This is a genomic window from Promicromonospora kroppenstedtii DSM 19349 (genome assembly GCF_000515355.1).
In the GTDB taxonomy this organism is placed as follows: Bacteria; Actinomycetota; Actinomycetes; order Actinomycetales; family Cellulomonadaceae; genus Promicromonospora; species Promicromonospora kroppenstedtii.
In genome coordinates this window covers 12,759-24,328 of the sequence record NZ_KI911670.1, presented here as the reverse complement: position 1 = coordinate 24,328, position 11,570 = coordinate 12,759, and the positions used below count along the sequence as shown (strand labels likewise).

Annotated in this window: 13 protein-coding genes; 2 read left to right on the top strand and 11 right to left on the bottom strand. The window is 70.3% G+C overall.

The window, feature by feature from the left end:
- Together PROKR_RS13485 and PROKR_RS13480 are read right to left on the bottom strand one after the other, a co-directional pair.
- Positions 1-387, bottom strand: a 387-nt coding sequence (locus PROKR_RS13485) for an IspD/TarI family cytidylyltransferase (protein ID WP_036964122.1), incomplete at its 3' end; no start/stop codon positions are given.
- 108 nt (positions 388-495) lie between these two features.
- Positions 496-978 (bottom strand): CarD family transcriptional regulator, encoded by a 483-nt coding sequence (locus tag PROKR_RS13480; protein WP_020017968.1) that lies wholly within the window; start codon positions 976-978, stop codon positions 496-498.
- A 304-nt stretch (positions 979-1,282) separates the two neighbouring features.
- Between PROKR_RS13480 and PROKR_RS13475 the strand changes: the two genes are divergently transcribed.
- Complete coding sequence (locus PROKR_RS13475) at positions 1,283-1,816, top strand: hypothetical protein (RefSeq protein ID WP_036964072.1); 534 nt, start codon at positions 1,283-1,285, stop codon at positions 1,814-1,816.
- 70 nt (positions 1,817-1,886) lie between these two features.
- On the opposite strand, the gene pstB is transcribed toward PROKR_RS13475, so the two are convergent.
- From pstB to PROKR_RS13440, 7 genes are all read right to left on the bottom strand, one after another.
- Positions 1,887-2,666 carry a phosphate ABC transporter ATP-binding protein PstB gene (gene pstB, locus PROKR_RS13470; protein ID WP_020017966.1) on the bottom strand — a complete coding sequence of 260 codons (780 nt, stop codon included), beginning with the start codon at positions 2,664-2,666 and terminating at the stop codon, positions 1,887-1,889.
- 45 nt (positions 2,667-2,711) lie between these two features.
- Positions 2,712-3,671, bottom strand: coding sequence for a phosphate ABC transporter permease PstA (pstA, locus tag PROKR_RS13465; RefSeq protein WP_036964070.1), 960 nt, complete (start codon positions 3,669-3,671; stop codon positions 2,712-2,714).
- Positions 3,671-4,675, bottom strand: a complete 1,005-nt coding sequence (gene pstC, locus PROKR_RS13460; protein ID WP_036964068.1) for a phosphate ABC transporter permease subunit PstC — start codon at positions 4,673-4,675, stop codon at positions 3,671-3,673. The genes pstA and pstC overlap by 1 nt, the downstream gene beginning before the upstream one ends.
- Positions 4,676-4,809: 134 nt before the next feature.
- Complete coding sequence (gene pstS / locus PROKR_RS13455; protein WP_084800434.1) at positions 4,810-5,877, bottom strand: phosphate ABC transporter substrate-binding protein PstS; 1,068 nt, start codon at positions 5,875-5,877, stop codon at positions 4,810-4,812.
- A 236-nt stretch (positions 5,878-6,113) separates the two neighbouring features.
- Positions 6,114-7,256 carry a phosphate ABC transporter substrate-binding protein PstS gene (gene pstS / locus PROKR_RS13450; RefSeq protein WP_036964064.1) on the bottom strand — a complete coding sequence of 381 codons (1,143 nt, stop codon included), beginning with the start codon at positions 7,254-7,256 and terminating at the stop codon, positions 6,114-6,116.
- Positions 7,257-7,375: 119 nt separating this feature from the next.
- A complete protein-coding gene (locus PROKR_RS13445; RefSeq protein ID WP_020017961.1) occupies positions 7,376-8,074 on the bottom strand; it encodes a response regulator transcription factor in 699 nt (232 codons plus the stop codon).
- On the bottom strand, positions 8,071-9,342 hold the full coding sequence (locus PROKR_RS13440; RefSeq protein ID WP_036964061.1) for a sensor histidine kinase: 1,272 nt from the start codon (positions 9,340-9,342) through the stop codon (positions 8,071-8,073). The genes PROKR_RS13445 and PROKR_RS13440 overlap by 4 nt, the downstream gene beginning before the upstream one ends.
- A gap of 273 nt (positions 9,343-9,615) precedes the next feature.
- On the opposite strand from PROKR_RS13440, the gene phoU reads away from it, so the two are divergent.
- Positions 9,616-10,263, top strand: a complete 648-nt coding sequence (phoU, locus tag PROKR_RS13435; protein WP_020017959.1) for a phosphate signaling complex protein PhoU — start codon at positions 9,616-9,618, stop codon at positions 10,261-10,263.
- 93 nt (positions 10,264-10,356) lie between these two features.
- Here the strand turns inward: phoU and PROKR_RS13430 are convergent, their stop codons facing one another.
- Complete coding sequence (locus PROKR_RS13430; protein WP_036964059.1) at positions 10,357-11,097, bottom strand: phosphoglyceromutase; 741 nt, start codon at positions 11,095-11,097, stop codon at positions 10,357-10,359.
- 92 nt (positions 11,098-11,189) lie between these two features.
- On the bottom strand, positions 11,190-11,570 hold a 381-nt coding region (locus PROKR_RS32730; protein ID WP_036964057.1), incomplete at its 5' end, for a glycosyltransferase.

Here is an 11,570-nt window from a genome sequence, read left to right as displayed (position 1 = left end):
GCCGTGGCCGCTGCGGACGGCGCCCACGACCCGCCGGACGAGGTCCGCCGGGACGAGCGGCCGGGCCGCGTCGTGCACCAGCACCACGTCGTCGTCGGCCCGCGCGAGGGCCAGACCGGCGCCGACAGATGCCTGTCGCGTGGGGCCGCCGTCGGTCACCTGGACGGGGACCTGCACGTGCGGGTCGTTCGCCAGGAGGTCGGTCATGACGTCGGTCAGACCGTCGGGTGCGGTGACCACGAGGGAGTCCACGACCCCCGACGCCGCCAGGCGGCGCGCCGCGTGGAGCACCAGCGGGAAGCCGTCCAGCTCCACGAGGGCCTTGGGCAGGTCACGTCCTAGTCGGGTGCCCGAGCCGGCGGCCGTCAGGATTGCAAGGGTCGTCATCTCGTCGCGGGTCCCCACAGGATCATGATTGAAGCGAAGGATCCCGTGGGGTGCGCGCGCCGGTGGCCCGGCCGGCCCGTCCGAGGTGGTGGGGACCCTGTGGGTAAGTCAGGAAGCGAGGACCTCGTCGAGAATGGCTTCCGCCTTCTCCTCCTCGGTGTGCTCGGCCAGTGCGAGCTCGGACACCAGGATCTGCCGCGCCTTGGCGAGCATGCGCTTCTCACCTGCGGAGAGACCACGGTCGGCGTCACGGCGGGACAGGTCGCGAACGACCTCGGCCACCTTGATGACGTCGCCGGACGCCAGCTTCTCGAGGTTCGCCTTGTACCGGCGCGACCAGTTGGTGGGCTCTTCGGTGTACGGCGCACGGAGCACCTCGAACACGCGGTCGAGACCCTCCTGGCCGACGACGTCGCGTACCCCCACGAGGTCGACGTTCTCCGCCGGGACCTCGATGGTGAGGTCGCCCTGCGCAACCTTGAGCTTCAGGTACATCTTTTCTTCGCCGCGAATCTTGCGGGTCTTGATCTCTTCGATCAGCGCCGCGCCGTGGTGCGGGTAGACAACCGTCTCGCCTACTGTGAACGTCATCTGCAGATGTCCCCTTTCCCTGAAACCAGGTTACCACGGCGTGATCTGGAGAACTTGCACGCTTGGGGTTCGCCCGGACCGGGAACGAACTGCGTTTGTGCAGGTCAGAGCGTTGCACGTGCCTTGATGGAGGGTGGTCACCACCCCTTCACCCCCGGTCGGATCGTTCCGCAGCCGTGACCGTTGCCACTCCCTGACCGGGTGGTTCGTCACCTTCGGCGATGCGCGGGCACGCCCGTGGGCCCACTAGGATATTGCGGGGATCCGCCCCCGCCCGAACCAGACGAACATCAGGGAGTTCACCGTGTCCCGTCGCGCCACCGCCGCCCGAGGCGCCCGCACCATCGCCGTCGCGGGGGTCTCCGCTGCGGGGGCCCTTCTCCTGGCGGCCTGCGCCCCGACCACGACGACGCTCAACTATGACCCGTCCGACGGCGTCGGGGTCTCCGTCCTGGGCGCGGAGAACACGGACCTGCGTGGCATCAACCTCCTGGTCGTGTCCGCCGCCGAGGGCGAGCCGGGCAACGTCCTGGGCGCGCTGTCCAACACCAGCGCCGAGGACGCCACGTTCACGCTCCAGTCGCCCGGCGCCGGCCCGCTGGTCGTCGAGGTCCCGGCCGGCGACACCGTGTACCTGAACTCCGAGGCGGGCGAGCCCGCCCTGATCGACCTGGTCACCGCGGCGCCCGGCGACTACCTGGACGCGACCCTGAGCGTCGGCGCGGACACCAAGGAGTTCCAGCTCCCGGTGTTCGACGGCACGCTGCCGGAGTACGCGGACTACGTGCCGGTCGACGTGGTCGAGGTCGTCGAGCCGTCGGCCTCCCCCACGGAGTAAGCACCGCAGGAACGACGAAGAGCCGGTGGGTCGGACCCACCGGCTCTTGTCGTACCCGATCAGCGGACGCTCACCCGAAGCGGCCCGAGACGTAGTCCTCGGTGGCCTTCTCGGCGGGAGACGAGAAGATCGTCGCGGTGTCGTTCATCTCGATGAGGCGCCCGGGCTTGCCGGTGCCCGCGATGTTGAAGAACGCCGTCCGGTCGCTCACGCGGGCGGCCTGCTGCATGTTGTGCGTCACGATGACGATCGTGTAGTCCTTCTTGAGCTCCTGGATGAGGTCCTCGATCGCCAGGGTGGAGATCGGGTCCAGGGCCGAGCACGGCTCGTCCATGAGCACCACCTGCGGCTTGACCGCGATGGCGCGGGCGATGCACAGGCGCTGCTGCTGGCCGCCCGACAGGCCGGAGCCCGGCTTCTCGAGGCGGTCCTTGACCTCGTTCCAGAGGTTGGCGCCGCGCAGCGAGGACTCGACGAGCTCGTCGGCGTCGGACTTCGAGATCCGCTTGTTGTTCAGCTTCACGCCCGCCAGCACGTTGTCGCGGATGGACATCGTGGGGAACGGGTTGGGGCGCTGGAACACCATGCCGACGGTGCGGCGCACGGCCACGGGGTCGACGTCGTCGCCGTACAGGTCGACGCCCTCGAGCTCGACCGAGCCGTCGACGCGGGCCCCGGGGATCACCTCGTGCATGCGGTTCAGGGTGCGCAGGAACGTCGACTTGCCGCAGCCAGACGGGCCGATGAAGGCCGTGACGGACTTGGGGTCGATCGTCATGGACACACCCTCCACGGCGAGGAAGTCGCCGTAGTAGATGTTCAGGTCTTTCACGTCGATGCGCTGTGCCATCGGATCATTCCTTCGTGTGAGCTGCGGCTGAGGCGGGTCTGCGCGTCAGCGCAGCTTCGGGGAGAACCACCGGGTCACGAGGCGCCCGATGAGGTTGAGGAGCATGACGATGATGATCAGCAGGAGGGCGGCGGCCCAGGCCCGGTCGAAGTTGATGCCGACCAGGCAGTCGAGCGCGTCCTCCCGGCAGGGCACCGGTCCCTGTCGGTACTGGCTGAAGATGTAGACCGGCAGAGTCATCATGCGCCCGTCGAACGGGTTGAAGTTGATCGAGTCCGACACACCCGCGGTGATGAGGATCGGGGCGGTCTCGCCGATCACTCGGGCGATCGAGAGCAGCACACCCGTCGTGATGCCGGCCACGGAGGTGCGCAGCACGACCCGGACGATGGTGAGCCACTTGGGCACGCCCAGTGCGTAGGAGGCCTCCCGCAGCTCGTTCGGGACGAGCTTGAGCATCTCCTCGCAGGAGCGGACCACCACGGGGATCATCAGCACGCTCAGCGCGACCGCGGCGATGATCCCGAGCTTGGCGCCCGGACCCAGGAAGATCGTGAACAGCGCGAACGCGAACAGGCCCGCGACGATCGACGGGATGCCCGTCATGACGTCCACGAAGAAGGTCGTGGCCCGGGCGAGCGCGCCACGGCCGTACTCGACGAGGTAGATCGCGACCAGCAGGCCGATCGGCACCGAGATGACCGTGGCGGTCAGGGTGATCATCAGCGTGCCCACGGCGGCGTGGTAGGCGCCGCCCATGTCCATGCCGCCGAAGACGCCGCGCATCGACGTGAAGAGGAAGTCGCCGTTGAAGCGCTCGATGCCGTTGACGACGACCGTCCACAGCAGGGACACGAGCGGGATGACGGCGAGCGTGAACGCGCCGTAGATCAGGACCGTCATGGCCCGGTCGGTACGCCTGCGGCCGGTGTCGGCGGAGGTGAGCAGGGCGCGCGTGCGCTCGACGGCGCCGGCGTCGTCCGTGATCGAGGTCGTGGCGCTCATCAGTTGGCTCCCGAGAATTCCTTGCGCCGCGCGACGATCGCGCGGGCGCCCATGTTGACCACCATGGTGATGACGAACAGCGCGAGGCCGGTGGCGATGAGCACGTTCACCGCGAGCCCGCTGGCCTCGGCGAACCGCGACGCGATGAAGGCGGCGATGGTCTGCTGCTGGCCCGAGTCGAAGATCTGGAACGAGTAGAGGATGCCGGGCGACAGGATCATCAGCACCGCCATCGTCTCGCCGAGCGCGCGGCCCAGGCCGAGCATCGCGGCCGAGATGACGCCGGAGCGGCCGAACGGCAGCACGGCCGTGCGGATCATCTCCCAGCGCGTCGCACCGAGCGCGAGCGCGGCCTCCTCGTGCAGCGTGGGGGTCTGGAGGAAGACCTCGCGGGAGACCGCCGTGATGATCGGCAGCACCATCACCGCGAGCACCACGGACGCCGTCGCGAGCGAGCGGCCCGTGTTCGTCACGTTCACGGTCCAGAACGGCAGGAAGTCGAGCACCCCGGCGATCCACACCCACACGTCGCTGATGATCGGCGCCAGCGTGCGCCCGCCCCACAGGCCGAACACCACGGACGGGATCGCGGCCAGGAGGTCGATCACGTAGCCGATCACCGACGCGGCGCGGCGCGGCGCGTAGTGGGAGATGAACAGCGCGATCCCGATGGCGACCGGCGTCGCGAGCAGCAGCGCCATGGCCGCGGCCAGGAGCGTGCCGAACACGAGGGGGCCGACCAGGTCCCAGAGCGAGTTCATCCCGGTGGGCAGGCCACCCTTGCCGCTGAGCTCTTCCGGCGACGCCGTCAGCGCGGGCAGGCCGCGGGCGATGAGGAACACGGCGACGGCTGCCAGGACCAGCAGCAGGAACGCGCCGGACCCGGTCGTGATCCAGCGGAACACCCGGCTGAAGCCGCGTTCGGTGTCGCCGTGGTTGCGCCGTCGGGTGGGCGGCTTCAGCCGGCCGGGCTTGGCGTCCGGCGGGCTGTCGGTGGTGGTCACAAGAGCTCCTCGATGCTCATCGCTCGGTGTGGGGGATCAGTGACTGACAGGGCTACATGGCTGTGCCGGTGGTCGGACCGGCCGGCGCCGAGAGCGCCGCCGGTCCGGCCACCGGCCGGTGTTCAGCTGCTCGGTCAGCCGACCGTGATCGACTCGATCGCGGCGTTGACCTGCTCAGCGGTGGCCGCCGAGATGGGCGAGCTGCCCGCGGCGTCCGCCGCGGCCTGCTGGCCCTCTTCGGAAGCCTGGTAGGCGAGGAACGCCTTGACGAAGTTGCCCTGCGCCTCGTCCGCGTAGTTGGTGCAGGCGATGGCGTAGGAGACGAGCACCAGCGGGTAGGTGCTGGGGTCGGTCAGCGTGCGGTTGACCTCGATGGCGAAGTCGTGCTCGGCGCGGCCCTCGATGCGGTCGGACGCGTCGACCGTGGCGGCGGCGGCCTCGGCCGAGAACGGCACGAACTCCTCGCCGACCTTGATCGAGGCGGTGCCCAGGGTGCCGACCTTGGAGGCGTCGGCGTAGGTGACGGCGCCCTCGGTGTCGGTCACGACACCGACCACGCCGGACGTGCCCTCGGCGGAGTCGCCGCCCTCGAGCGGCCAGACACCGTCGGGATCGTCGGTCCAGGCCTCGGGGGCCGTCGCGGAGAGGTACTCCGTGAAGTTCTCGGTGGTGCCCGAGTCGTCGAGGCGGTGCACCGGCGTGATGTCGGTGTCCGGGAGCTCGGCGTCGGGGTTGTCCGCCTTGATGGCGTCGTCGTTCCACTTCTTGATCTCGCCGTTGAAGATGTTGGCGATGACCTCGGAGGAGAGGTTCAGCGAGTCGACGCCGGGCAGGTTGAAGGCCACGGCGATCGGGCTGACGTAGATCGGCAGGTCGATCGCGCCGTCGGGGCCGCAGACCTCGGCCGAGGCGGCGAGCTCCTCGTCGTCGAGCGCGGAGTCCGAGCCGGCCCACTGGACGCCGCCCGCGAGGAACTGCTCACGGCCCGCGCCGGAACCAGCCGGGTCGTAGTTGATCGTGGCGTCCGGGTTGGCGCTCTGGAAACCGGCGACCCAGGCCTCCATCGCGGACTCCTGGGAGGAGGCACCCGCACCGGCGAAGTCGCCGGAGATGGCCTCGCCACCCGCCGCCTCGCTGGGCTCGGCGCCGGTGGTCGGGTCGGACCCGCAGGCTGCGAGGCTCAGCGCGAGCGCGCCCACCATGACAGCGGAGCCAACGCGGGGGAATCGGCTGATCTTCACGTGTCGTTCCATCCTGTTCAAGTCTTACGCGCGGCGAGCGCCGCGGCGTCAGTGGGGACGCTAGGGAGCGGGAATGACCTGATCCCCAGGACTAGGTAAACAGAAGGTGAACAAGCCATCACGGAGGGGGTGATCTGCAACACCCACACCATGGCACGTCATGGCTCGCCTCACCTGCCGGTCACCGTCGGGGGCCGTCAGCCCGCCTGTTCCTCCGGGCGCTCCTGGGTCAGGTAGATGGCCTTGGCGGCCGCCCCGATCCAGTCCTGCACGTCCGGCGAGATGACGGCGCTGCCCGCGGCCTCGGCGGCGCGTTCCTGGCCCTCGGTGGACGCGACGTAGTCGACGAACTCCTTGACGAAGGTGCCCTTGGCCCGGTCCTCGTAGCGTGAGCAGACGACGAGGTAGGAGACGAGCACCATCGGGTAGGCGAAGGGCTTGTCGATCGTCCGGTCGAGGACGAACGCGAGGTCGTGCTCGTACCGGTTCTCGATCCGGGGCGAGACGTCGACGACGGCAGCGGCGGCGTCCGCGCTGTAGGGCACGTACTCGTCCCCCACCAGGATCGCGGCGCGACCGAGGTCCGTGGTGCGCGAGGCGTCGGCATAGGTGATGCCGCCTGGCGTGGACCGGACGGTGTCCGTGACGCCGCCCGTGCCCTCCGCGGCGAAGCCGTCCGGGAGCGGCCACACGCCGTCCGGGGTGTGCGGCCAGGCCACGGGCGCGGTCGCGTGCAGGTAGTCGGTGAAGTTCTCGGTGGTGCCCGAGTCGTCGGAGCGGTGCACCGGCGTGATGCCCAGGGCGGGCAGCTTCGCCTCCGGGTTGGCCGCGACGATCGCCGGGTCGTTCCACTGCGTGATCTGCCCGGTGAAGATCCGCGCGATCACGTCCGAGGACAGGTTGAGCTGCTCGACGCCGTCGAGGTTGAAGGCCACGGCGATCGGGCTGATGTACACGGGGAGATCGATCGCGTTGCCGCCGTCGCAGGCAGGGCCGGACGCCGCCATCTCCTCGTCGCTCAGCGCGACGTCGGAGGCGCCGAAGGCGGTACCGCCCGCGAGGAAGGCCTCACGGCCGTCACCCGACCCGACGGGGTCGTAGCTGATGTCGGCCTCGGGGTGCTGCTCCTGGAAACCGGTGATCCACGCCTCCATCGCCGACTCCTGCGACGAGGCGCCGGCGCCCTGGAAGCTGCCGGAGACGACCACCCTCGCCGCGGAGGTGGGGGCGGCGTCGGCCGCCGAACCGGGCAGCCCGATCGCGGCACAGCCCGCGAACGGCAGCACGAGGGCACCAGCGGTGGCAGCGGAGACGAGACGGGTGTACTGGGGGGTGCTCACGTCTCGCGAAAATACTCACGGGCGCGGTCGCGCGAGCAAACGCCGGGTGAACGGAAGGTGGCCGGCGTTCGTGTTTCATCCGTGAGGTGCGCCACGCCAGCGGCGCACCTCAGCGGGGATCAGCCCTCGTCGTCGGCCAGCTTGTAGCCCAGTCCACGCACCGTGAGCAGGTACTTCGGCGTGCCCGGGTCCGGCTCGATCTTCGAGCGGATGCGCTTGACGTGGACGTCGAGCGTCTTGGTGTCGCCCACGTAGTCGGCGCCCCAGACCCGGTCGATGAGCTGGCCACGGGTCAGCACCCGGCCGGCGTTCCGCATGAGCAGCTCCAGCAGGTCGAACTCCTTGAGCGGCAGCGCGACGCTCTCCCCGCTCACCGCGACGGTGTGCCGCTCCACGTCCATCCGGACCGGCCCCACCTCCAGCACGCCGTCCTCGTCCTGCTCGGTCGAGTCGTTGGGCTGCCGACGGCGCAGCACGGCCCGGACGCGCGCCAGCAGCTCGCGGTACGAGTACGGCTTGGTCACGTAGTCGTCGGCGCCGAGCTCCAGGCCCACCACCTTGTCGATCTCGGAATCCTTCGCGGTCAGCATGATGACCGGCACGTCGCCGCGGGCCCGCAGCTCGCGGCACACCTCGGTGCCCGACAGCCCCGGCAGCATCAGGTCGAGCAGGACAAGGTCCGCCCCCTCCGCGTCGTACGCGGCGAGCGCCGAGTTGCCGTCCGCGGCCTCGACCACCTCGAAGCCCTCACGGGTCAGCTGGTACGTCAGCGGGTCCCGGTACGACTCCTCGTCCTCGACCACCAGGATGCGCGTCACGCACCTACCTCCTCGTTGTTCGTGGCCGCGGTGTCCGCGGCCTTGTGCTGGTCGTGCTGGTCCTGCTCCTCGCCCTCACGGACGACGTCCGCGAGCGGCGGCGGGGTGACCCGGCCGGCGCGGCCGGCCCCGGCGGGCCGGTCGGCGGACGGGATCCGCAGGGTGAAGGTCGATCCCCGGCCGGGCTCGGACCACATCTGGACGTCGCCGCCGTGGTCGGCCGCGACGTGCTTGACGATGCTCAGGCCCAGGCCGGTGCCCCCGGTGTCGCGGGAGCGCGCCGGGTCGACGCGGTAGAAACGCTCGAAGACGCGGTCCTGCGCGTCCTCCGCGATACCGACACCCTGGTCCACGACGGCGATCTCGACGAGACCTGCGCGCTCGTTGACGCCCACGCCCACCCGGCTGGCGGGCCCGGAGTACGCAACGGCGTTGTCGACCAGGTTACGGACCGCGGTGACCAGGAGGTTGTGGTCGCCGTAGACCTCGGTGTCCAGGTCGCCGCCCATGGTGATCGCGATGTTCTTGGACTGGGCGGTGGTGCGCGCCCGGTCGACCGCCTCCTCCACGACCTCGCGGATCGGGACCGGCGTCAGCTTGGGCATGGCGCCGGCGCCCTGGAGGCGCGACAGCTCGATGATCTCCTGCACCAGCGCGGACAGCCGGACGGCCTCGCGCTGCATGCGCTCGGTGAAGCGGCGGACGGCGACGGGGTCGTCCGCGGCGTCGGCCACCGTCTCCGCGAGCAGCGCCAGCGCGCCGACCGGCGTCTTGAGCTCGTGGGAGACGTTGACCACGAAGTCGCGACGGATCGCCTCGACGCGGCGGGCCTCGGTGCGGTCCTCGGCGAGCACCAGCACCCGGTCCAGGCCGAGCGGCGCGACGCGCACCTGCAGCAGCACGGTGCCCTGGCCCACGGGGCCGCGGGGCAGCTCCAGCTCCTGCTCGCGGATCACGCCGTCGCGCCGCACCAGGGCGACCAGGTCGATGATGGCGGCGTGCACCAGCGCGTCGTTGCGCACCACGCCGAGCGCGTAGGCCGGCGGCGACGCGCGGATGACCTCGTCCTCGCCGTCCAGCACCACCGCGGCGGAGCGCAGCACGGAGAGCACGCGGACGAGTCCCGCGTCGAGCTCGTCGGGTTCGGTCGGGGGCAGGGCGTGCTGATGCCGTTCGGAGACGCGGAACGCGATGGTGGCGACCACGCCGACGATCACGCCGAGAATTCCGGCGACCAGCACCGGTACCCCGGAGATGATTCCGTCCACGCCTCCAGGGTAGGTCGACGTTTCAACCGCTGGCGGACGTGGGCGGGCGCTTCCAGGATCGTGTCGCCTACTGTTCATGTCAGGGAGGAAGAGAGTTAACCTCCCAGTACATCGCGCCGTCGAACCTAGGTGGGTGCGGGCGGTAGCTGTGCCGTGCACCGTCCGGGACGTGTCCGGACGGTCGGCCCGGCCGTGCGTCGGCCCTGCCCGCCCTCGTGGCGGCGCGACAGCGGACGCGAACCGTTCGCGCGCCCCGGATGCGAGAGGAAACCGATGCGACAGATCTTCGATGCCGAGCTCCAGCAGGTCGGCGAGGACCTGACCGAGATGAGCAGGCTCGTCGAGTCCGCCATCACCCGAGCCGGTACGGCGTTGCTGGAGGCCGACCTGCAGCTCGCGCAGGAGGTGATCGCCTCCGACAAGACCATCGACGCCATCGAGGACTCCCTCGACGAGCGGTGCGTGCACCTGCTCGCGCAGCAGGCCCCGGTCGCGACCGACCTGCGCGTGGTCGTGAGCGCGCTGCGCATGAGCGCCTCCCTGGAGCGGATGGGCGACCTCGCCCGCCACGTGGCCCAGGTGGCGCGCGGACGCTACCCCGCGCAGGCGATCGTCCCCGAGGCGCGGGAGACCTTCACCAAGATGCACGACGCCGCCGTCCGCGTGGCGCAGCGCACCACCAAGCTGCTCGCCACGCGCGACCTCACGGTGGCCGAGGCGCTCGAGCGCGACGACGACATCATCGACGAGCTGCACCAGGAGACGTTCAACACGCTCCTGGCGCCGGGCTGGCAGGGCACCGTGCAGGAGGCCGTCGACGTGACACTCGTGGGCCGCTACTACGAGCGGTTCGGCGACCACGGCGTCTCGGTCGCGCGCCGCGTGACGTTCCTGGTCACGGGCGACTTCCCGGAGGAGTGACCCACTCACCCCCACACAACCCGTTGAGTGCTGGGTATTTGCGCTTCTGAGCCTGTCAGAAGCGCAAATACCCAGCACTCAGCGGTTTGGGGGTCAGCGACCCTGGTTGGCGACCGCCGCGATGGCGTCCTTGGCCGCCTCCGGGTCGAGGTACGTGCCGCCCGGCTTGACCGGGGCGAGCGTCTCCTCGTCCAGCTCGTAGACCAGCGGGATGCCCGTCGGGATGTTCAGCCCGGCGATGGCATCGTCCGAGATACCGTCGAGGTGCTTCACGAGCGCGCGCAGCGAGTTGCCGTGCGCGGCGACCAGCACGGTCTTGCCGGCCTTGAGGTCGGGGACGATCTCGCTCTCCCAGTACGGCAGGGCGCGGTCGAGCACGAGCTTCAGGGCCTCGGTGCGGACGACCGGGGCGTCCGCGTAGCGCGGGTCGGCGTCCTGGCTGAACTCCGAGCCCAGCTCGATCTCGGGCGGCGGCACGTCGTAGGACCGGCGCCAGAGCATGAACTGCTCCTCACCGAACTCCTCGAGCGTCTGCTTCTTGTCCTTGCCCTGCAGGGCACCGTAGTGGCGCTCGTTGAGACGCCAGCTGCGCTTGACCGGGATCCAGTGGCGGTCGGCGACGTCGAGCGCGAGGTTCGCAGTCATGATCGCGCGGCGCAGGAGCGAGGTGTGCAGCACGTCCGGGTTCACCCCGGCCTCCTTCAGGAGGGCGCCACCGCGCTTGGCCTCCTCGACGCCCTTCTCGGAGAGGGCGACATCCACCCAGCCGGTGAACAGGTTCTTCGCGTTCCACTCGCTCTCGCCGTGGCGGAGCAGCACGAGGGTGTAGGTCATGGCTCCATCCTGCCGCACTTCCCGGGGCGTCGACGAAGCCGCAGGCAGTGGTCTCAGCCCCTGGACCTGCGTGACCTGGGGCCGGGCGGTCCTCAGGCCCGGCGGGCCTCGGCGTGGTGCTTGCGCGCCCGCTCGTACACATCCAGCATCTCGTCGGCCGCGCGGTCCCAGCCGAACCGAGTACCCGAGTGCCGGGCACCGGCGGCGAGCCGCGCGCGCAGCTCGTCGTCGTCCAGGAGGCTCTTGAGCGCAAGGGCCCATGTCTCGGGCTCGTGGTCGGGCACAAGGACGCCGGAGACGCCGTCGTCCACGACCGTGCACAGTCCGCCCACCGCGGCCGCGACGACGGGCGTGCCCGAGGCCTGGGCCTCGGCCGCGACCAGGCCGAACGACTCGCTGTGCGACGGCACCGCGACCAGGTCGGCGGCGCGGAAGTAGTCGGCCAGCGCCTCCTGTGGCACCGGCGGCCGCAC